This is a genomic window from Bordetella sp. 2513F2, assembly GCF_054642735.1.
This window is the reverse complement of sequence record NZ_CM137755.1, coordinates 2,496,355-2,516,676: the sequence shown is the minus strand read 5'-3', so window position 1 is coordinate 2,516,676 and position 20,322 is coordinate 2,496,355. Positions and strand designations below refer to the sequence as shown.

General features: G+C 69.1%; 22 protein-coding genes. 12 read left to right on the top strand and 10 right to left on the bottom strand.

All coding sequences use genetic code 11. From position 1 onward, the window contains the following. The first annotated feature begins 116 nt into the window (after window positions 1-116). Complete coding sequence (locus ACYBYQ_RS11935) at window positions 117-293, top strand: hypothetical protein (protein ID WP_459614410.1); 177 nt, start codon at window positions 117-119, stop codon at window positions 291-293. 73 nt (window positions 294-366) lie between these two features. Here the strand turns inward: ACYBYQ_RS11935 and ACYBYQ_RS11930 are convergent, their stop codons facing one another. After that, window positions 367-792 (bottom strand): OsmC family protein, encoded by a 426-nt coding sequence (locus ACYBYQ_RS11930; protein ID WP_459614409.1) that lies wholly within the window; start codon window positions 790-792, stop codon window positions 367-369. Between the two features lie 164 nt (window positions 793-956). On the opposite strand from ACYBYQ_RS11930, the gene lhpI reads away from it, so the two are divergent. The 7 genes from lhpI (at window position 957) to ACYBYQ_RS11895 (ending at window position 7,519) form a co-directional block, all read left to right on the top strand. Then, the gene (gene lhpI / locus ACYBYQ_RS11925; RefSeq protein WP_459614408.1) at window positions 957-1,913 is read left to right on the top strand and encodes a bifunctional Delta(1)-pyrroline-2-carboxylate/Delta(1)-piperideine-2-carboxylate reductase; all 957 of its coding nucleotides are present in this window, start codon (window positions 957-959) and stop codon (window positions 1,911-1,913) included. Between the two features lie 38 nt (window positions 1,914-1,951). Further along, window positions 1,952-3,139, top strand: coding sequence for an ABC transporter substrate-binding protein (locus ACYBYQ_RS11920; RefSeq protein WP_459614407.1), 1,188 nt, complete (start codon window positions 1,952-1,954; stop codon window positions 3,137-3,139). A 145-nt stretch (window positions 3,140-3,284) separates the two neighbouring features. Continuing rightward, window positions 3,285-4,208 carry an ectoine/hydroxyectoine ABC transporter substrate-binding protein EhuB gene (gene ehuB / locus ACYBYQ_RS11915; RefSeq protein ID WP_459614406.1) on the top strand — a complete coding sequence of 308 codons (924 nt, stop codon included), beginning with the start codon at window positions 3,285-3,287 and terminating at the stop codon, window positions 4,206-4,208. A 13-nt stretch (window positions 4,209-4,221) separates the two neighbouring features. Continuing rightward, window positions 4,222-4,863 carry an ectoine/hydroxyectoine ABC transporter permease subunit EhuC gene (gene ehuC, locus ACYBYQ_RS11910; RefSeq protein ID WP_459614405.1) on the top strand — a complete coding sequence of 214 codons (642 nt, stop codon included), beginning with the start codon at window positions 4,222-4,224 and terminating at the stop codon, window positions 4,861-4,863. After that, a complete protein-coding gene (gene ehuD, locus ACYBYQ_RS11905; RefSeq protein WP_459614404.1) occupies window positions 4,860-5,531 on the top strand; it encodes an ectoine/hydroxyectoine ABC transporter permease subunit EhuD in 672 nt (223 codons plus the stop codon). Before ehuC ends, ehuD begins: the two co-directional genes overlap by 4 nt. Then, entirely contained in the window at window positions 5,528-6,298 is a 771-nt protein-coding gene (ehuA, locus tag ACYBYQ_RS11900; protein ID WP_459614403.1) for an ectoine/hydroxyectoine ABC transporter ATP-binding protein EhuA, read from the top strand. Before ehuD ends, ehuA begins: the two co-directional genes overlap by 4 nt. A 105-nt stretch (window positions 6,299-6,403) precedes the next feature. Continuing rightward, window positions 6,404-7,519: an NADH:flavin oxidoreductase/NADH oxidase gene (locus ACYBYQ_RS11895; RefSeq protein ID WP_459614402.1), complete on the top strand. Its 1,116-nt coding sequence runs from the start codon at window positions 6,404-6,406 to the stop codon at window positions 7,517-7,519. 46 nt (window positions 7,520-7,565) lie between these two features. Here ACYBYQ_RS11895 and dut read toward each other — a convergent pair whose 3' ends face one another. The 3 genes from dut to ACYBYQ_RS11880 are packed head-to-tail and all read right to left on the bottom strand — an operon-like array spanning window position 7,566 to window position 9,223. Further along, complete coding sequence (gene dut, locus ACYBYQ_RS11890; protein ID WP_459618765.1) at window positions 7,566-8,012, bottom strand: dUTP diphosphatase; 447 nt, start codon at window positions 8,010-8,012, stop codon at window positions 7,566-7,568. Window positions 8,013-8,062: 50 nt separating this feature from the next. Then, window positions 8,063-8,572, bottom strand: a complete 510-nt coding sequence (locus ACYBYQ_RS11885) for a hypothetical protein (protein ID WP_459614401.1) — start codon at window positions 8,570-8,572, stop codon at window positions 8,063-8,065. 9 nt (window positions 8,573-8,581) lie between these two features. Further along, window positions 8,582-9,223, bottom strand: a complete 642-nt coding sequence (locus tag ACYBYQ_RS11880) for a DedA family protein (protein WP_459614400.1) — start codon at window positions 9,221-9,223, stop codon at window positions 8,582-8,584. Between the two features lie 107 nt (window positions 9,224-9,330). On the opposite strand from ACYBYQ_RS11880, the gene ACYBYQ_RS11875 reads away from it, so the two are divergent. Further along, complete coding sequence (locus ACYBYQ_RS11875) at window positions 9,331-10,371, top strand: metal-dependent hydrolase (protein ID WP_459614399.1); 1,041 nt, start codon at window positions 9,331-9,333, stop codon at window positions 10,369-10,371. Between the two features lie 32 nt (window positions 10,372-10,403). Here the strand turns inward: ACYBYQ_RS11875 and ACYBYQ_RS11870 are convergent, their stop codons facing one another. Beyond that, window positions 10,404-10,862: an Lrp/AsnC family transcriptional regulator gene (locus tag ACYBYQ_RS11870; RefSeq protein WP_459614398.1), complete on the bottom strand. Its 459-nt coding sequence runs from the start codon at window positions 10,860-10,862 to the stop codon at window positions 10,404-10,406. A 135-nt stretch (window positions 10,863-10,997) separates the two neighbouring features. Here ACYBYQ_RS11870 and ACYBYQ_RS11865 point away from each other — a divergent pair, with 135 nt between their 5' ends. Next, window positions 10,998-11,951 carry a nucleoside recognition domain-containing protein gene (locus ACYBYQ_RS11865; RefSeq protein WP_459614397.1) on the top strand — a complete coding sequence of 318 codons (954 nt, stop codon included), beginning with the start codon at window positions 10,998-11,000 and terminating at the stop codon, window positions 11,949-11,951. A gap of 21 nt (window positions 11,952-11,972) precedes the next feature. On the opposite strand, the gene coaBC is transcribed toward ACYBYQ_RS11865, so the two are convergent. The 4 genes from coaBC to ACYBYQ_RS11845 all read right to left on the bottom strand — a co-directional run bounded on the left by coaBC (window position 11,973) and on the right by ACYBYQ_RS11845 (window position 17,597). Beyond that, on the bottom strand, window positions 11,973-13,178 hold the full coding sequence (gene coaBC / locus ACYBYQ_RS11860; protein ID WP_459614396.1) for a bifunctional phosphopantothenoylcysteine decarboxylase/phosphopantothenate--cysteine ligase CoaBC: 1,206 nt from the start codon (window positions 13,176-13,178) through the stop codon (window positions 11,973-11,975). Window positions 13,179-13,244: 66 nt separating this feature from the next. Next, window positions 13,245-13,778: a signal peptidase II gene (gene lspA, locus ACYBYQ_RS11855; RefSeq protein ID WP_459614395.1), complete on the bottom strand. Its 534-nt coding sequence runs from the start codon at window positions 13,776-13,778 to the stop codon at window positions 13,245-13,247. A 2-nt stretch (window positions 13,779-13,780) separates the two neighbouring features. Beyond that, window positions 13,781-16,642, bottom strand: coding sequence for an isoleucine--tRNA ligase (gene ileS, locus ACYBYQ_RS11850; protein ID WP_459614394.1), 2,862 nt, complete (start codon window positions 16,640-16,642; stop codon window positions 13,781-13,783). Beyond that, window positions 16,632-17,597: a bifunctional riboflavin kinase/FAD synthetase gene (locus ACYBYQ_RS11845; protein WP_459614393.1), complete on the bottom strand. Its 966-nt coding sequence runs from the start codon at window positions 17,595-17,597 to the stop codon at window positions 16,632-16,634. Before ACYBYQ_RS11845 ends, ileS begins: the two co-directional genes overlap by 11 nt. Before the next feature lie 34 nt (window positions 17,598-17,631). On the opposite strand from ACYBYQ_RS11845, the gene purN reads away from it, so the two are divergent. Both purN and ACYBYQ_RS11835 read left to right on the top strand, forming a co-directional pair. Then, window positions 17,632-18,309, top strand: a complete 678-nt coding sequence (gene purN / locus ACYBYQ_RS11840) for a phosphoribosylglycinamide formyltransferase (RefSeq protein ID WP_459614392.1) — start codon at window positions 17,632-17,634, stop codon at window positions 18,307-18,309. Continuing rightward, window positions 18,306-19,748, top strand: coding sequence for an RsmB/NOP family class I SAM-dependent RNA methyltransferase (locus ACYBYQ_RS11835; protein ID WP_459614391.1), 1,443 nt, complete (start codon window positions 18,306-18,308; stop codon window positions 19,746-19,748). The genes purN and ACYBYQ_RS11835 overlap by 4 nt, the downstream gene beginning before the upstream one ends. Here ACYBYQ_RS11835 and ACYBYQ_RS11830 read toward each other — a convergent pair. Beyond that, the gene (locus ACYBYQ_RS11830) at window positions 19,732-20,130 is read right to left on the bottom strand and encodes a hypothetical protein (protein WP_459614390.1); all 399 of its coding nucleotides are present in this window, start codon (window positions 20,128-20,130) and stop codon (window positions 19,732-19,734) included. The genes ACYBYQ_RS11835 and ACYBYQ_RS11830 overlap by 17 nt on opposite strands. Between the last annotated feature and the right edge of the window lie 192 nt (window positions 20,131-20,322).

Genomic DNA, 20,322 nt, shown 5'->3' with positions numbered 1-20,322 from the left:
GGCTGTGCGGCAAAGCCACACTCCTCAGGGTATTTCCCGATTTTTGTTGCGGCGCATCATGGGTGGGCCTAAGATGGACTCATCTTACCGGTCGCTTTTTCTCAGGGAGAGAAATCATGAGCGATGTCCTGTCCGCCGCCGTTGCCCCCGTCTCGCGTCCTGTTCCCAAGTCCTTGATGCGTAAGCTCAAACTTCACGTTTCCGGTTTTGCCGACGCCGTCGCGGAAGTGCGCCGCGGCATGGAGGCGGCGCGCCAGCACCGCTGCGTGATGCCGGCCCGCCGCCCGCACTGAAGGCCGATCGCGCCGATAGGCATGTTGCAAGGCAGCATGCATACCGGCGTCGGGGTCCGCGGCGCGCCGCGGGTCAGGAAGCGAGCCTCGCTTCCAGCGTGATGGCCGCGTTGAGCACTTTCGACACCGGGCAGCCGGCCTTGGCCTTCTCTGCGGCTTCCTGAAAGGCCTGGGCGTCGGCGCCGGGTATGGTGGCGGTCACGTCCAGGTGCACGGCCGTGATGGCGAATCCCTCGCCGCTCTTGTCCAGCGTCACTTCAGCCTTGGTCTCGATCCGGTCGGCCACCATGCCGGCCTGGCCCAGGATGTTCGACAGGGCCATCGAGAAGCAGCCGGCGTGGGCCGCGCCTATCAATTCTTCGGGATTGGTGCCGGGCTGGTCCTCGAAGCGGGTATTGAAGCCGTAGGGTTGGTCGGCCAGGGCGCCGCTCTGGGTCGAGATCAGGCCCTTGCCGGTCTTCAGGTCGCCTTGCCAGACGGCGGATGCAGTCTTCTTCATAGCCTCTCCTTGCTGGGTGGAACGAAGGTACGGAGCGCCGCGCTGCGGCGTGCGCCGTGTCCGTCCATGATACGTCTGCGGCGCGCTGCGGCCATGTGTCGGCCCGTACCAAGGCGGCACAAGGCGATAATGCGCGTACCCCGAGCCTCAGGAGTACGCCTTCCATGCAGATCCTCGACACCGCCCGCACCCGTGCCGCGCTGGACTTTCCCCGCGTGATCGCCACGTTGCGGCAGGCATTCCAGGAAGGCGCCGAGGTGCCGCTGCGCCATGTGCACACCATCGGCGCGGGCGAGGGCGCCGGCACGGTGCTGATCATGCCGGCCTGGAACGCGCAGGGCTATTTCGGCGTGAAGGTGATCAATATCTTCCCGGAGAACACGCGCCTCGGCCTGCCGGGGCTGCATGCCACCTATACGCTGTACAGCGCCCGCACCGGCGTGCCGCTGGCCATGGTGGACGGCGATGTGGTCACGGCCTATCGCACCGCCGGCGCCGCGGCGCTGGGCGCTTCGTACCTGGCACGGGAAGACGCGCGCGTGCTGCTCATCGTGGGCTCGGGGCGGATCGCCTCGCTGCTTGCCCAAGCCATGCGCGCCGTGCGTCCCATCGACCGGGTGCTGGTGTGGAACGTGCGGCCGGCCGGTGCGCGGGCGCTGGCCGGGGCGCTGGCGCAGCAGGGCTGCGCTGCCGAGGCGGTGGACGACCTCGAAGACGCCGTCCGGCAGGCCGACATCGTGAGCTGCGCCACGCTGTCGACCCGGCCGCTGGTCCGGGGCGCCTGGCTGCAGCCCGGCGCCCACCTCGACCTGGTGGGCAGCTTCAAGCCCGACATGCTGGAAACCGACCCGGCCTGCTTCGACGGGACCTCCGTCTATGTCGACACCGACGAGGCCCCGACCAAGGCGGGCGACCTGCTGGCGGCTTTCGAGGCGGGCGTGCTGGCGCGCGACGGCCTGCGGGGCACGCTTTACGACCTGGTCCGCGGGCGGGTGGCCGGCCGCTCGGATCCGCACGAGATCACCGTATTCAAGGCGGTGGGCTCCGCGCTGGAGGACCTGGCCGTGGCTGCGCTCGTCTACGAGACGGGGACGGCCGGCGCCGCGCATGAGGCAAAATAGGGTTTCGTTCCGTTTTTCCTCTTACCCAGGTAGCCCTCATGTCCTTGCCGTTCGCCCGCCTGGCCGCCCTCGTGGTGGCCGTCGCCCCCGTTTTTTCCGTCCAGGCGCAGGGCGCCGCCGACCCGGCCGGCCGGGACGAGATCGTCATCGGCGTGGACGTCTCCACCACGGGTCCGGCGGCTGCCATCGGCATCCAGACCAACAATGCCATCCGCCTGTGGCCCCAGACGCTGGGCGGAAAGCCTGCCCGCTACGTGGTGCTGGACGACGGCACCGACGTCAGCCGCGCGGTGCGCAATCTGCGCAAGCTCACTTCCGAGGACGGGGTCGACGCCCTCGTCGGCCCGAATACTACCGCGGCCGCGCTGGCGGGGCTGGACGTGGCAGCCGAAACGGCCACGCCCATGGTGGCGCTGGCGGCGTCGGCCGTGATCGTCGAGCCGGCCTCCGACCCGAAACGGCGCTGGGCCTTCAAGATGCCGCAGAACGACACCCTCATGGCTTCCGCCCTGGTCGAGGACATGAAGCGCAAGGGCTTGCGCCGCGTAGGTTTCATCGGCTTCGCCGATTCCTACGGGGACGGCTGGTGGCAGGAATTCTCCGCCGCGGCCGGCAAGGACATCGAGATCGTCTCCCAGGAGCGCTTCCAGCGCACCGACGCCTCGGTGATGGGACAGGTCCTCAAGACCATGGCGGCCAAGCCGCAGGCCGTGCTGATCGCCGGCGCGGGCACGCCTGCGGCCCTGCCGCAGAAGACCCTGGTGGAGCGCGGCTACGAAGGGGTCATCTACCAGACCCACGGGATCGGCACGCTGGAATTCCTCCAGGTGGGCGGCAAGGACGTGGAGGGCACGCTGTTTCCCACCGGTCCCGGCGTGGTGGCGCGCGAGCTGCCGGACGACAATCCGGTCAAGTCCGTGGCCGTCGCCTTCGCCGACAAGTACGAAGCCCAGTATGGCAAGAACACGCTCACCCAGTTCGCCGGAGATGCCTACGGCGCCTGGATGCTGCTGGACGACGCCGTTGCGCGGGCCCTGCGCACGGGCGCCCGGCCGGGCACGCCGGCTTTCCGTTCGGCATTGCGCGATGCGCTGGAAAGCACGCAGGAGCTGGTGGTGCCCAATGGCGTGCTGAATATTTCACCCGCGAACCACCAGGGATTCGACGAACGCGCGCGGGTCATGGGCATGGTGCGTGCTGGGCACTTTTCCTACGCCGGTCAATAGCACACAGCCTGCACCTTTCCGGTGCGGTGGCAGGGGCAGGCTGCGGCCTGCCTTTTTTGTGCCTATATACTTCGTATAAGAATGATTTTGCAGCACACCATTTCGAGAGAATTAATCACACTGGCAATCTTTGGAGGGAAAGACCATGGCACGCATGCTGACTACGGCAAAGAAGGCACTGCTGATCGGCGGGCTGGGCCTGCTGGCCGCCTGCTCCGATTCCGGCTCGGGCGACACGCCGGCCACGGGCCAGGCCGCTGACACGGGCAAGCCGGCCGCCAGCACACTGGAGGCCGCGCGCCAGGCCGGACGGATCCGCATCGGCTATGCCAATGAGGCGCCGTACGCCTACATGGACAGCAAGGAAGGTCGCGTCACCGGCGAGGCCGTCGAGATCGCCCGCGTGGTGCTCAAGCGCATGGGCGTGGATGAAGTCGAGGGCGTGCTGACCGAGTTCGGCTCGCTCATTCCCGGATTGCAGGCCCAGCGTTTCGACATCATCGCCGCCGGCATGTACGTCACGCCCGAGCGTTGCCAGCAGGTGACGTTCTCCAATCCCACCTATGGCGTGGGGCAGGCCTTCCTGGTGCAGAAGGGCAATCCCAAGAATCTGCACAGCTACGAAGACATCGCCAAGAATCCCGAGGCCAAGCTGGGTGTGGTGGTCGGGGCCATCGAGGCAGAGTACGCCCAGAAGCTCCAGGTGCCTGCCGGACAGATGGTGGTGTTCCCGGATGCCGTGAGCGCACTCTCGGGGATCGAGGCGGGTCGCGCCGACGCCTATGCGGCCACGGCGCTCACCGTGAACGACCTGCTGAACCGCACCAGCAACCCGGCGCTGGAGAAGGCCCAGCCGTTCACGGATCCCACGATCGACGGCAAGAGCGTGCGCGGCTACGGCGCCTTCGCCTTCCGTACGCAGGACAAGGAACTGGCCGACGCCTTCAATGCCGAGCTGGCCAAGTTCATCGGGACCGAGGAGCACCGCAAGCTGGTCGAGCCTTTCGGTTTCACGGAGGGCGAGCTGCCCGGCGACGTGACCGCCGCCAAGCTCTGCGGCACCCCGTAACGGAGGCGGCGACATGCAGGACATGCTCGGTTTGTTCCCGGCGCTCCTGGAAGGCCTGGGCGTCACGCTGCAGATCACGGCGGGCGCCGCGGCGCTGGCCGTGCCGCTCGCCCTGGCAGCGGGGCTGGCGCGCCTGTCGCGCCACGCCCCGGTGCGCGCGGTGGCCACCGTATACGTGGAGATATTCCGCGGGACCTCGGCCCTGGTGCAGCTCTTCTGGTTCTATTACGTGCTGCCCATGTTCGGGCTGCGGCTGCCGGCGCTGCTGGTGGCCATCGTGGTGCTGGCCGCCAATGCCGGCGCCTATGGCGCGGAAGTGGTGCGCGGCGCGATCCTGGCGGTGCCGGGCGGGCAGCGCGAGGCTGCGGTGGCGCTCAACATGACCGCCGGCCAGGTCATGCGTCGCATCGTGCTACCGCAGGCCTTTCCGGCCATGCTGCCGCCGGCCGGCAACCTGCTGATCGAACTGCTGAAGAACACCGCGCTGGTGTCCCTGATCACCATCACGGACCTGACCTTCCGGGGACAGCTGCTGCGCAGCGAAACCCTGCGCACCACCGAGATCTTCCTGGCGGTGCTGCTGCTGTACTTCGTCGTGGCGCTGCTGATCACCGCGGGCATCCGCATGCTGGAACGGAGGTTTCGCGTCCGATGAAGCCCATTTTCGACTGGCAGTTCGCATGGGAGATCCTGCCCACGCTGGGTTCGGCCCTGGTCATCACCGTGCAGGCCACGCTGATCGGCATGCTGGTGGCCGTGACGCTGGGGCTGGCCCTGGCGATGATGCGGCGCGCGCCGCTGGCCATCGTGTCGGCACCCGCGGCGGTCTTCATCGAGTTCGTCCGCAGCACGCCGCTGCTGGTGCAGATGTATTTCCTGTTCTATGTTCTGCCCTCCACGGGCCTGAGCATGTCGCCGCTGACCACCGGCATACTGGCGTTGGGCGTGCACTATGCCGCGTACTGCGCCGAGGTGTACCGCGCCGGTATCGAGGCGGTGCCGCGCGGCCAGGTGGAAGCGGCCACGGCGCTGAACCTGTCGCGCTGGCGCACGGCCCTGGGCGTGGTGCTGCCCCAGGCCATCCCGCCCGTGGTGCCCGCGCTGGGCAACTACCTGGTCGCCATGTTCAAGGACACGCCGCTGCTGTCGGCCATCACGGTGGTCGAACTGCTGCAGCAGAGCAAGATGATCGGTTCCACCACCTTCCGCTACACCGAGCCCCTGACGCTGGTGGGGGCGCTGTTCCTGGTGCTCAGCCTGGCGGCGGCCTGGCTGGTGCGCAGGCTGGAGGACCGCCTGAAACGCTATGGAGGAAAACGATGAGCGCAAGCATCCGCCTTACCAATCTCTGCAAGCGCTATGGGGACGTGGACGTGCTGCGCGGGATCAACCTGGAGATCCCCGCCGGGCAGACCGTTTCCGTGATCGGCCCCTCCGGTTCGGGCAAGTCCACGCTGCTGCGTCTGCTCATGACGCTGGACCGGCCCACCAGCGGCGAGATCCACATCGACGGCGAGCCCATGTGGCACGATGCCCAGGGCCGCGAGATGGGCCCGAATTCGGCGCACGTCAGGCGCATACGCGGCAAGATCGGGATGGTGTTCCAGCATTTCAATCTTTTCCCCCACAAGACCGCGCTGGGCAACGTCATCGAGGCGCCCATCCATGTCGAGGGGCTGTCGCGCGAGGCGGCATTGGAACGCGGCCGCGAGTACCTGGAGATGGTGGGCCTGGGCGACAAGCTCGACGCGTATCCGGCACAGCTGTCGGGCGGGCAGAAGCAGCGTGTCGGGATAGCCCGGGCGCTGGCCATGCGCCCGGAGATCATGCTGTTCGACGAAGTCACGTCGGCGCTGGATCCCGAACTCGTCGGCGGCATCCTCGAGATCCTGCGCGATCTGGCGGCCCGCCGCACCATGACCATGATCATCGTCACCCACCAGATGAAGTTCGCCGAGCGCTCGTCCGACCGCACGCTGTTCTTCGACCAGGGCAATATCGTGGAAGACGCCGAATCCGCCACGCTGTTCAGCGCGCCGCGCGAGCCGCGCACGCAGCAGTTCCTGCAGAGCGTGATCGAGGCGGCGTAGGCCGGTCCGCACGCGATATCTCCGCCAATTTGAGAGGGTTGGGCCCGCAGGGGCGGCTCTGGCGATATGCTTGCGGTTTTGGTCGTCGTAGACGGAGTCCGTCGCATGAGTCTGCTTTTCACGCCCGTCACCCTCGGGCCCCTGTCCCTGCACAATCGCATCGTGATCGCCCCCATGTGCCAGTATTCGGCCGAATCGGGCTGTGCCACCGACTGGCACATGATCCATCTCGGCCACCTGGCGCTCTCGGGGGCGGGCCTGCTCATCGTCGAGGCCACGGCGGTGGAGCCCGGCGGGCGCATCACGCCGGGAGACCTCGGGCTCTGGTCCGACGATAACGAGGCCGCGTTGCGGCGCGTGGTGCAGGCCATCCGGCGCTATGCGCCTTCCACCCTGCGGCTGGGCATCCAGCTCGGCCATGCCGGCCGCAAGGCCTCCAGCCGTGCGCCCTGGGAGGGCGGCGGCCTGATCGACGCGGCCGACGGCGGCTGGCTGTGCGATGCGCCCTCGGCGATTCCCCACAAAGATGGCGAGACGCCGCCGCGCGCACTCGATGGGGCAGGCCTGGCGCGCGTGCGCCAGGCTTTCGTCGACGCCGCGCTGCGCGCGCAGCGGCTGGGCTTCGAAGCCATCGAACTGCATGCCGCGCACGGCTACCTGCTGCACCAGTTCCTGTCGCCGCTGTCCAACCAGCGCCTGGACGACTACGGCGGTTCGCTGGAGAACCGCATGCGCTTTCCTGTCGAGGTGTTCCGGGCCGTGCGCAATGCGGTGCCCGACTTGGCTGTGGGCGTGCGCGTCTCCGCCACCGACTGGGTCGACGGCGGCTGGGACCTCGGCCAGACGGTGGCCTTCGCGCAGGCGCTCAAGACCGAAGGCTGCGATTTCGTCCATGTATCGAGCGGAGGCGTGTCCCCCATGCAGCAGATCCCGCTGGGGCCTGGCTACCAGGTGCCGATGGCCGAGCGCGTCAAGCGCGAGACCGGGCTGCCCACGATGGCCGTCGGCCTCATCACCGAGGCCGAGCAGGCAGAGCGCATCCTGGCCGATGGCCAGGCTGACCTGATCGCCCTGGCGCGCGGCGTGCTGTATGACCCGCGCTGGCCCTGGCATGCCGCCGCCCGGCTGGGCGGCCAGGTGGCGGCGCCGCCGCAGTATTGGCGCTCGCAACCCCGCGACCAGAAGGCCCTGTTCGGCGAAACCCGCTTCGGCCAGCGCTGAGGGCGCTGCTGAGGGCCGGGCGGCGGCGTGGCCGCCGCCGCTGCGCTCAGTGGCTGCCCGTGCTGCCGAATCCGCCTTCGCCCCGGCTCGAGGCGGCGAAGTCGTCCACCACGCGGAAAGCCGCCTGCGCCACCGGCACGATCACCAGTTGCGCCAGGCGTTCCATGGGTTGCAGCGTGTAGGGCTCGGCGCCGCGGTTCCAGGTGGACACCATCAGCTGGCCCTGGTAGTCGGAGTCGATCAGCCCGACCAGGTTGCCCAGCACGATGCCGTGTTTATGGCCCAGGCCCGAGCGCGGCAGGATCAGCGCGGCATAACCCGGGTCGGCCAGGTGGATGGCCAGGCCCGTGGGGACCAGCGTGGTGGCCCCGGGCGCCAGCGTCAGGGGCTCGTCCAGGCAGGCGCGCAGGTCCAGCCCGGCCGAGCCGGCGGTGGCGTAGGACGGGAGTTGGTCGCGCATGCGCGCGTCCAGGATCTTCAGATCGACGGAAATCATGGGGTTCGGAGACAGGGAGAGGAAGGCTGCGCGGAGCGCCGCCGGGATCAGGTTTGCTGCTGCGCGGCGTCCTTCTTGCCGACCTGCAGCTTGCCGTAGCGCGGCGCGGGCGCCCGGCGCACGCGCGCCCGCAGGCGACGGCCGCCGTTGTACAGCATGAAGGCGCACACGCCCAGGAACGCCACGGGGATGAAGGCTTCGGGTTCCACGGGCTGGCGCAACGCCTGCATCAGCTGGGTCAGCGCGAACCATGCCGCCACCAGCGCGGCAATCGTCAGGCCGGCCGCGATGCGGCGCTGGGAGTTGCGTGCAGCGAGGGGCAGGGGCGGGGCATCGGCTTCGGAGAAGCTGCCTTGCCAGGGGTCGGTGGGCGCCTGCCCGGCGTTGTCGGCGGTTTTTTCGCCGCGGCTCCTGCCCCAGTTCGAGGGCGACAGGACCTGCGCGGCGGCATCGCGCGTGGGGCGCGCCACCTGCCCGGGCGCGGTGCGGCCCTGCTGGCTCAGCGCCTCGACATAGCTGGCGAAGTCTCCGTTGCGGGGCTCTCCGTGGATGGGCATGGCAGTACCTCAGCGGGAATGGCGGGACGCGACGGGGGTGGAGCGGCGCTTGCGGACCAGCATGACGAGCAGCCACACGCCCAGGAGCACCGAGGCGGCCGTGCCGACCATCAGCCCGACGTTCTGCATGTCGTGCGCGGCGCCCAGGCCGCGGGCCGTGAGGAAGCCGGGGGCCAGCATCAAGGGCAGCCACAGCACCGCAGACAGCGTGTTGGCCAGCTGGAAGCGGCCATGATGCATGCGCATCACGCCCGCCACGGTGGGCACGGTGGAGCGCAGGGGCCCCAGGAAGCGGCCCATGAGCACTGCGGCGAAACCGTAGCGGGAGAAGAACAGGCGCGCCCGCGCCACCGCAGCGCGCTGCCGGTTCAGGGGCCAGCGATGCAATACGCCCGGCCCGCACCAGCGGCCCAGGCCATACGACAATGCGTCGCCCAGCACGGCGCCCGCCACGCCCCAGGCCAGGATGGGCCATGGCGACAGCGTGCCGGCGCCGATGAGTCCGCCGGTGAGCAGCAGCAGGGCGGTTGCGGGGATGAACAGTCCCACCACGATCAGCGATTCGCCCAGCGTCAGCAGGAACGTGACCAGGCCCGCCCATTCCTGGTGCGTCTGGATGAAGGTGCCGGCTTGGTCGATGTAGGAATCCATGAGCAGAACAGAGACGAGACTATCCTGTATCTTAACGCCTGCTCGAGGCGGCCCGGCGTGTGGTCCGCTTTCCCCGGTTCCCACATCTCAGGTAACAATCCCCCTCCATGGATTCGGTGACTCAAGCCGTGCTCGGCGCAGGCATTCAAGGTGCCATGCTGGGCCGATTCCAGGGCCGCAAGGCCATGCTCTATGGCGCCTTGCTCGCCACGCTCCCTGATCTCGACGTGCTGGTGGGCTATCCCGATCCGGTGTCCACCATGACCTACCATCGCGGCTTCTCGCATTCGGTCTTCGTGCTTACCGGCCTGGCTCTGCTGCTGGCCTGGCTGATACGCAGGCGCTGGCCCGATGCGCCCTACAGTGCCGGCCGGCTGGTCCTGACGCTGCTGCTGGTGCTGGTCACGCATCCGATACTGGACGCTTTCACGGTATACGGGACGCAGCTCTTCTGGCCGCTGGCCTGGACGCCGGAGAGCTGGTCCGCGGTCTTCATCATCGATCCCGTCTATACCGTGCCCATGGTCCTGGCCGTGATCGTGGCGGCCATCGCGGGGCCGACGCGCGGTCCGCGCCGCGCCATGGTCGCCACGCTGCTGTTCGGCGCGGCATACCTCGGGTTCGGGCTGGCCGGTCGCTGGCATGCCGAGGCCCGGGTGCAGCAGGCGCTGCGCGCCCAGGGGGTGGACGTGGCGCGGGTGCTCGCCACGCCCATGCCGTTCAATACGCTGCTGTGGCGCGTGATTGCGGAAACCCGCGACGGGTACTACTACGAGGCGGTGAGCGGATGGTTCGACCGGGGGCCGCCCGAGTCCCTGCGCCTGGATGGACACCCCGGCATGGCGCGCGAACTGGCCGACGTGCCGTTGCACGCCCGGCTGCGCTGGTTCACCGACGGCTGGCTGCGCTACGACGCCATCGGCAATGCCCTGGTGGTGACCGACCTGCGCATGGGCATGGCCGGCTACTACACCTTCCGCTTCGTGATGGCCGAACGCGGCGCCGATGGGGGCTGGCAGCCGGTCGTGCCGTATCGCTGGCCCAGCGACCGCGGCGGCGCAGAACAATTGCGCCTGCTGCTGGCCCGCATCGTCGATTCCGGCCGGCCCCTGCCGCTGGCCGAGTGGGCACCCCAGGCGCTGCGCTGATGCCGCGGCGGCTCGCGGCCACGGTGCAGCGCTCAGGGCTGCGGGGCCAGTTCGTGCTTGAGCGTCTGCATCACGATGTGGGTGTAGAACGCCTGCACATTGGGATCGCGGTCGAACAGGCGGTCCGCCAGCGCCAGGTAGGCTTCCATGTCTCGCACCTGCGCCACCAGGATGCATGACACCTGGCCGGTCACGAGGTAGCACTGCGTCACCGCGGGCTCCGCCCGGACCCGCCGCGTGAAATTCTGCCGCTGCGCGGAACTGTGATGCGCGAATTCCACGGTGACGATGGCGGTGAGCGCCCGTGCCAGGTGCGCCGGATCCAGCACGGCCACGATATGGCGGATAACGCCCGCCTGCTTGAGCCGCGCCACGCGCCGCAGGCAGGCCGACGGCGACAGCCCGACCCGGTCTGCCAGGGCCTGGTTCGAGAGGTCGGCGTCGCGCTGTAGTACGCCGAGTATGCGGTGGTCGAGGGCGTCCAGATCCATGGCAACGGAAAATTGTTCAGCAACCAGTATTTTTAGCAAGATTCGTCGAACCAACACAACAAGATTGCACGCTCATTGCGCCCGGGCTTGGCTATGCTGGCGCCTCTGCCCACTTCTGCCTGTCACGCCGTACCCATGCCGTATCTCCTGAAACTGTGGCGCCGCAGCGCGCATCTGTTCGTGCAACTGCTCAAGGTGATGCTGCCCGTGATGCTGCTGGTGCAGGTGGGGCAATGGCTGGGCTGGATCGACGCGATCGGCCAGGCCGTCGGGCCGGCCATGGCCCTGCTGGACCTGCCGCCCGAGGCAGGCATGATCTGGATCGCCTGCGTGTTCGTCGGGCTCTATGGCGCGATCGCCGCATTGATCGGCTTTGCCCCCGTGCTGGACCTGACCGTGGCCCAGTTCAGCGCCCTGGGCGCCATGATGCTGTTCGCCCATGCGCTGCCGATCGAACAGGCCATCGTGCGCCGTGCCGGCGCGAGCTTCTGGGCCACCGCGGCCTTGCGGCTGGCCGCCGCGGTGGGCTATGGCGCGCTGGTGGCCTGGGCGTGCCGCCTGGGCGGCTGGCTGCAGCAACCGGTCGACTTTGCGTGGCTGCCCCAGGCTGCGGCAGAGGCCGCGGGCTGGGAGGGCGTGTGGCAATGGATGGCCGGCACGGCCTACTCGCTGGGGCTGACCTACGCCATCCTGGTGGGCCTGCTGATCCTGCTCGACGTGCTCGACCGCACGGGCATCATGCGCGTCATCACGGCGGCCATGGCGCCGCTGCTGCGCCTCTCCGGCCTGGATCCGCGGGTCACGCCCGTGACCACGGTGGGCGTGCTGCTGGGCCTCACCTATGGGGGCGCGCTCATCATCGAGGAGGCCGAGCGCCAGCAGTACCCCGCGCGCACGCGCTTCCTGGCCCTGGCATGGCTGTCGCTGTCGCATTCGCTGATCGAGGACACCCTGCTGCTGATGACGCTGGGGGCCAATGGCTGGGTGGTGCTGGGGGGCAGGGTGCTGATCACCCTGGCGGTGGTGGCGCTGCTGGCGCGCCTGACCCGGGGAGCCACGCCGGGCGGGGTTGCTGCCGTGGCGGGCTGAGGCCGCCGGCTGCCTGCTGCCTCAGGGGGCCTTGCGCGGCAACCGTGCCGCGATTTCGGCCACCAGGCGGCGCGCGGCCTCGAGCTTGGGCGCGGGCGGCAGGGAGTGGCTGCCCTGGGCGTCGAACAGCACGAGTTCAGTGGTGTCGGCGTCCATGACGTGCTGCGCCAGGTTGCCCACCAGCAGCGGGATCCCCTTGCGCACGCGCTTGGCTTCGGCATGCTCCGCCAGCTTCTCGGTTTCGGCGGCGAAGCCCACGCACCAGGGGCCGTCGGGCAGGCGGGCCACCTCGGCCAGGATGTCGGGATTGAGTTCGAACTCCAGCACCGGCGCGCCGGCGCCGTCGGCCGTCTTCTTCAGCTTGTGGCCGCTCGTGTTCTTCACGCGCCAGTCGGCCACCGCCGCCACCGCGATGAACACGTCCGCGTCGCCGGCATGGGCCATCACCGCCCCGTGCATCTGCTGCGCCGTCATGACGGGCAGGACTGCGACGCCGCGCGGCGCCGGCAGGGCCGTGGGGCCGGTGACCAGGGTGACCCTGGCGCCTGCCTCGTGCGCAGCGCGCGCCAGCGCATAGCCGGTCTTGCCGGAAGAGCGGTTGCTCAGCACACGCACCGGATCGATCGGCTCGGAGGTCGGCCCGGCAGTCAGCAGCACATGGCGGCCCGCCAGCAGCTTGGGCTGGAAGAAGGCGATCAGGTCTGCCAGCAGTTCGTGCGCTTCGAGCATGCGGCCGGAACCCGTCTCGCCGCAAGCCTGCTCGCCTTCGGCAGGACCCAGCACGGCGATGCCGTCGCTGCGCAGCTGCGCCACGTTGCGCTGGGTCGCCGGGTTGCCCCACATCTCGCGATTCATCGCCGGGGCCACGAGCAGCGGGCAGGCGCGCGCCAGGCACAGGGTGGACAGCAGGTCGTCGGCCAGGCCGTGCGCCAGCTTGGCCATGAAGTCGGCGCTGGCCGGCGCCACCAGCACGGCATCGGCGCCGCGGGTGAGATCGATGTGGGCCATGTTGTTGCCCACGCGCGAGTCCCAGGCGTCGACGAATACCGGCCGGCCCGACAGGGCCTGCATGGTCACCGGCGTGATGAAATGCGTGGCGGCCTCGGTCATGACGACGTCGACCGTGGCTCCCTGTTCTGTCATGCGCCGCACCAGCTCGGCGATCTTGTAGCAGGCGATGCCGCCGGTCAGGCCGAGGACGATGCGTTTGCGGGCGAGGTCTAGCATGGATGTGCCGGGTAGGGGTCTATCGGGCCATTATCGGGCAAAACGCAACCGCCACGGCGTCGGGGTTCAGGGCTGCCTGCCCGCGGCATCGGCGCGCCGGCGTCCGCGCAGGAACTCGTCGGCCACCAGCAGCACGGCGCCGCAGGTGATGGCCACGTCGGCGATGTTGAAGGCCGGGTAATACCAGTCGCGCCAGTAGAAGAGCAGGAAGTCGATCACGTGGCCGTACGCCAGGCGGTCGATCACATTGCCCAGCGCGCCGCCCATGATGAGGGTGAGGGCCAGGCAAAAGCGGCGTTGCGCGGCATGGCGGCGCAGCAGCCAGACGATCACGGCCGAGGCCACGATCCCGAAGGCCGTGAACAGCCAGCGTTGCCAGCCCTGCTCGGAAGCAAGAAAGCTGAAGGCGGCGCCGCGGTTGTACATCAGCGTCAGGTCGAAGACGGGCAGCACGTTGAGTCGTTCGCCATAGGCGAACGCGGCGTCGAAGTACAGCTTGGTGGCCTGGTCGAGCAGGATGATCAGCGCGGCCAGCCCGAGCCAGCGGGCAAGGGCGCCGCCGCGGCCCGCGGTCTGGCCGCCTGCGGAGGTGCCGGCCATGGTCAGGCCTTGTCGCGCGGTTCGCCCGCGCCGAACAGGTTGGCCACGCAGCGGCCGCAGATCTCCGGATGCGCCGGGTCCGCGCCCACGTCTTCGCGCCAGTGCCAGCAGCGCTCGCATTTCTTGTGGGTGGAGGGCGTGATGCGCACCTCGAGCGTGCCGTCGGTCTCGTGCACGGTGGCGCGCGAGACGATCAGCACGAATCGCAGGTCGGCGCCCAGGCTGGCCAGCCAAGCGCGATCCTGGGCGCTGGCGCCGATGTCGACCTCGGCCTGCAGCGACGAGCCGATCCCGCCGGCGGTGCGGACTTCCTCGAGCTTGCGCATGACCTCGGCGCGGATGGCGCGCAGGCGCGTCCATTTCTCGGCCAGGGCCCCGGCTTCGGCATCCTGGGGCAGCACGTGATAGAGCTCGGTGAAGATGGTGACGCGCGCCACGTCGGCCTGGTGCCTGAGGGCAGAAGCGGCAAGCACCTGCCAGGCCTCTTCCGCCGTGAAGGACAGGATCGGGGCCATCAGCTTCAGCAGGGTCTGCGTGATTTCCAGCAGCGCCGTCTGGGCCGAGCGCCGCGCGCGGCTGTCGGCCGCCGTGGTGTACAGGCGGTCTTTCAGGATGTCGAGATAGAACGCGCCGAGATCTTCCGAGCAGAAGGTCTGCAGGCGCGCCACGGCGGGATGGAAATCGTAGCGCTCGTAGTGCGCCAGGACGTCGTCCTGCATCTGCGCCGTCATGGCCAGCGCGTAGCGGTCGATTTCCAGCAGTTCGGCGTGCGGCACGGCCTGGGAGGCCGCATCGAAATCGGCCAGGTTGGCCAGCAGGAAGCGCAGCGTGTTGCGGATGCGGCGGTAGCCTTCCACCACGCGCTTCAGGATCTCGTCGGAGATCGACAGCTCGCCGGAATAGTCGGTGGAAGCCACCCACAGGCGCAGGATTTCCGCGCCCAGCGAGTCGGACACCTTCTGCGGGGCGATGACGTTGCCCACGGACTTGCTCATCTTGCGTCCCTGGCCGTCGACCACGAAGCCGTGGGTCAGCAGGGCCTTGTAGGGGGCGCGGCCGTAGAGCATGCAGCCGGTGAGCAACGAAGAGTGGAACCATCCGCGGTGCTGGTCGGAGCCTTCCAGGTACAGGTCGGCGGGCCAGGCCAGCTCGGCGCCGTGCGAGCCGCCGAGGTCGCCGTCCTGGCCGCCCAGCACGGTGGCATGGGTACTGCCCGAATCGAACCACACGTCCAGCGTGTCGCGGTTCTTTTCGTACTGGTCGGCCTCGTCGCCCAGCAGTTCGCGCGGGTCCAGCGTCTGCCAGGCCTCGATGCCATGCTGCTCGACGCGTTGCGCCACCTGCTCCAGCAACTCGGGCGTGCGCGGATGCAGCGCGCCGGTTTCCTTGTGCACGAAGAACGCCATGGGCACGCCCCATTGGCGCTGGCGCGAGAGGGTCCAGTCGGGGCGGTTGGCGATCATGGCGTGCAGGCGCGCGCGTCCCCAGGCGGGATAGAAGGCCGTGGCGTCGATGGCCTCCAGCGCGGTTTCCCGCAGGGTCCTGGCGCCGTCCAGCGGCTTGACGTCCATGCCCGCGAACCACTGGCTGGTGGCGCGATAGATCACCGGGGTCTTGTGGCGCCAGCAGTGCATGTAGCTGTGCGACAGCTTCTCCACGTGCATCAGCGTGCCGGCCGATTGCAGGGCCTCGACGATCCGGGGATTGGCTTCCCAGATGGTCAGCCCGCCGAACAGCGGCAGCGTGCCGGCGTACTTGCCGTCGCCCATCACGGGATTGATGATGTCCTCGTCCTTGAGGCCGTGCTCCTTGCAGGAGACGAAGTCCTCGATGCCGTAGGCCGGCGCCGAATGCACGATGCCCGTGCCGGCGTCCAGCGTGACGTAGTCGCCCAGGTAGACCGGCGCGGTGCGGTCATAGCCGGCGTCTGCGGTGGCCAGCGGATGGCGCATGCGCAGGCCGCTGAGCGCGGCGCCCTTGGCTGTGGCGATGATCTCGCCTGCCAGCCCCCAGGCCTTGAGGCAGGGCTCGACCCGTTCCGCCGCCAGCAGCAGCAGCGGGCCATGCGCGGGGGCAGGGCTCACGCGCACCAGCGCGTAGTCGAATTCGGGATGGACGTTGAGCGCCTGGTTCGACGGAATGGTCCACGGGGTGGTGGTCCAGATCACGGCCGCGCCGGGTTCGATCGAGTTCAGTCCGAAGGCGGCAGCCAGGCCGTCGCGGTCCGCGAAGGGAAATGCCACGTCGATGGCGGGATCGACGCGGTCGGCGTATTCCACCTCGGCTTCGGCCAGCGCCGAGCCACAGTCGAAGCACCAGTTGACGGGCTTGAGTCCGCGGAAGACGTAGCCCTTCTGGAGGATCCGGCCCAGCACGCGGATCTCGTCGGCCTCATTGCCGAAATTCATGGTGAGGTAGGGCCGTTCCCAGTCGCCCAGCACGCCCAGGCGCTTGAAGTCCTTGCGCTGGCGGTCGATCTGCTCGAGCGCATAGGCGCGGGCGCGCGACTGCACCTCGGCCACGGGAAGGTGCTTGCCGTGCTTCTTCTCGATCTGGATCTCGATGGGCATGCCGTGGCAATCCCAGCCCGGCACGTACTGGGCGTCATAGCCGGCCATGTTGCGGCTCTTGACGATGATGTCCTTCAGGATCTTGTTGACGGCGTGGCCGATGTGGATGTCGCCGTTGGCATACGGGGGGCCGTCGTGCAGCACGAAGCGGGGTCGACCCTTGCTGGCCGCGCGGATCGCCTGATAGACGCGCTTTTCCTCCCATTCGGCAATCCAGGCCGGCTCCCGCCTGGCGAGGTCGCCGCGCATGGGAAAGGAGGTGTCAGGCAGATTGAGGGTTTTTTTATAGTCCATGGACGGCAAAATAGGCGCGCGCATTTCGCGCGTCTTCGGCGATGGCGGCAGTCAGGGAGGATAGGGTGGGAAATTTCTCTTCGTCCCGCAGCTGGTGCAGGAATTCGATCCGCACGAGTTTACCGTAAGCGTCCACGGTCTCGTCCAGGACGTGCACCTCGAGCAGCACGCGGCCGTTGTCCTCCACCGTGGGCCGTACGCCGAGGCTGGCCACGCCGGCCAACGGACGCCCGCCCAGCCCCAGCACGCGCACCACGTAGATGCCCGAGCGCGCCGCGCAGCGCGGTGCCACCCGCAGGTTCATGGTGGGGAAGCCCAGTTCGCGGCCGAGCTTCTGGCCATGCACGACATGCCCGCTGAGATGGAAGGGATGGCCGAGCAGTTCGCGGGCCCGGGCCAGGTCGCCCACCGCCAGGGCGGTGCGGACCTCGGAGCTGGAAATCCGGTGGCCGTGGGCGTCGGCCACGTCCGACAGCGTGTGCACTTCGAAGCCATGGTGCAGGCCGGCTTCGCGCAGCAGGTCGATGTCGCCGCTGCGCTTGCGGCCGAAGCGGAAATCCTCGCCCACCAGCAGCCAGCGCGTCTGCAGGCCATGGACCAGCAGGTCCTCGATGAATGCGTTGGCCGACATCTCGGCCAGGCGGGCGTCGAAGCGTTCCACCACCACCTGCTCGATGCCGGCCTCGCCCAGGGCGCAGAGTTTGTCGCGCAGTCCGGAAATGCGGGTGGGCGCGAGTTCGGGGCGCTGGTAGAGCGCGGCGAAGTACTCGCGCGGATGGGGCTCGAAGGTCATGACCGCGGGCGTCAGCCCGCGCGCCCGGGCTTCGCGGTGCACGCGCGCCAGGATGGCCTGGTGCCCGCGGTGCACCCCGTCGAAATTGCCGATCGTCAGGGCGCACGGCGACCGCCGGGAGGGCGGGGGCAGATAGCGATGGATGCGCAGCGTAGGTTTCACGGACGAGAGTTTACAATTTCAGGTTCGCTCGCTCATGGAATCCCTCATCTTGGCTCCCATTTCCCGGCCGCCGTGCCGGTTCGTCATTCTCATTTCCGGGCGCGGCAGCAACATGCAGGCGCTGATACGGGCATGCCGCAGCGAAGGCTGGCCCGCAGATGTGGCGGCGGTGATCGCCAGCCGGCCCGACGCCGCCGGCCTGCAATGGGCGCGCGAGCAGGGGATCCACACCGCCGGCCTGGACCACAAGGCCTACCCCAGCCGCGAGGCTTTCGACGCCGCGCTCGCCGCCGAAATCGACCGCCATGCGCCCGACTACATCCTGCTGGCCGGCTTCATGCGGGTGCTCACTGCGGGCTTCGTCCAGCGCTACGCCGGCCGGCTGGTGAACATCCACCCCTCGCTGCTGCCCGCCTTCCCGGGCCTGCATACCCATGCCCAGGCCCTGGCCCATGGCGTGCAGGTCCACGGCTGTACCGTACACTTCGTCACCCCCATGCTCGACCATGGTCCGATCATCGTGCAGGGCTGCGTGCCCGTGCACGCCACCGATACGCCCGACGCCCTGGCCCACCGGGTGCTGCAAATCGAGCATCGCATCTACCCGGCCGCGGCACGCTGGCTGGCCGAAGGGCGGGTAAGCCTCGCCGGCGACCACCGAGTGCTGGTCCAGGGCAACCCGCAGCGCCTTTTCATGCTGGAACCGACATGAGTTCATCCCAGACGCCGCGTCCGCGCGGCGCCCGTTCTTCCTCGCCGCAGCGCGGCCGTGCGCGCCCGTCTGCAGGCCCGTTGCCCGACCACCCGCGCGTGCCCCGTGCCGCGCTGCGCATCGAGCAGGTCCAGCGCGTACTCGGCGAGCTCCTGCAATGGACCCATCCCGCCGACGCCGTCCTGTCGCACTGGCTGCGCGCCCATCCCAAGCTGGGCGGGCGCGACCGGGCCGAGATCGCCGGCGCCGTGTACGACGTGCTGCGCAACCTGCGCCGCTATCGGCGCATGGCCGAGTCCGGTGTCGGCCCCGCCTCGCGGCGCCTTGCCATCCTCGGCCTGGCCGCCACGCTGGGCCAGCCGGCCCTCGAAGAAGGCCTGCAGGCCGACGAGGCGACCTGGCTGCAGCACGTGTCGCGCATCGATCCCCGGACGCTGCCGCGGGCCGTGCGCACCAGCATGCCCGACTGGCTGGATGAGCGCCTGGGCGCCATGCCCGATGCCGACGCCTTGCTCGACGCGCTGAACCGGCCGGCGCCACTGGACCTGCGGGTCAACCCGCTCAAGCAGGACCGCGACGCGCTGCTGGCTTCGCTGCGCAGCGGCCCGGCGCTGCGCTACGAGCCTGCGCCCACGCCGCATTCGCCCTGGGGCATACGGCTGGCCGGGCATCCGCCCGTCAATCGCTGGCCGCAGTTCGAGGACGGCAGCCTGGAAGTGCAGGACGAAGGCAGCCAGTTGCTGGCCATGCTGGTGGCGCCGCGCCGCGGCGAAATGATCATCGACTTCTGCGCCGGCGCCGGCGGCAAGACCCTGCTGCTGGGCGCCCTGATGCGATCCACCGGACGGCTCTATGCCTTCGACGTGTCGGCGGCCCGGCTGGCGCGGGCCAAGCCGCGCTTTGCGCGCAGCGGCCTGTCCAATGTGGTGCCCGTGGTGATCGACGGCGAGAACGATACGCGCGTCAAGCGCCTGGCCGGCAAGGCGCAGCGCGTGCTCGTGGACGCGCCCTGCAGCGGCATCGGTACGCTGCGTCGCAATCCCGACCTGAAGTGGCGCCAGCACCCCGAATCCCTGGCCGAGCTGTGCGCGCTGCAGCATCGCATCCTGGCCAGCGCATCGCGTTGCGTCGCTCCGGGCGGACGGCTGGTGTACGCCACCTGCAGCCTGCTCGACGAAGAGAACGCCGCGCAGGCCGAGCGCTTCCTGGCCGAACATCCGGATTTCGAACGCCTGGACGCGGCCGAGATCATGGGGCAGCGGTGCCCGTCGCTTTCTTTGCAGGGCCCCTACATGCAACTGCGGCCCGACGTGCACGGCACCGACGGCTTCTTCGCCGCCGTATTCGAGCGGCGCAAGGCAGCGGCCGCGCATGCCGAGGGCGGCACGCCCGCGGAAGCCGACGGCGGCGAGCCGGACCCGGTCAGCGACGCGGCGTGACGCGCACCTGGGCGCTGGTTTCGGCCGGCTTCCTGTCGCGCCGCTGCGAGCGCACCTCCCAGGACACCATGTCCAGTCCGGGGCGCCCGGCCTGGTACAGCACCTGGACGACCGGCACGCGCATCGGGGCGCAGCCCGGCGAAGCCTGCACCACGGCGTGGCTGCCCATCACGATGGCCTGGCCCAGCTCGGGCGGCTGCGTGATGCGCAGCCGCGGCGGCCGCAACGCCACGCATCCGGGCCCCAGCTCGTAATAGCTGGCCAGGATCACGCTGTCGCCGCTGGCCACGTCCGTGGGGGCGGCGGCCGTGGCAGCGTTCATGAGGAGGCCGGCCAGGACGCAGGCCAGGCGGACCGGCCAGCGGGGAAGCAATATGGACATGAGGTTGATACCCGGGCGCCGGGGCAAGATGGCGGATGTTGCAAATCGTAGCAGAGCGGCTCTCCAGGCATGCGGCATGCTAAAACGCGGTGCGGTGCCGGCAGACTGTGCGGATTTCATCCTAGGTGCTTGATTTGGCTCAAGAACTATTTTGCATCCGGGCTGTCTATCGGTAGGCATGTAGGCTAAACT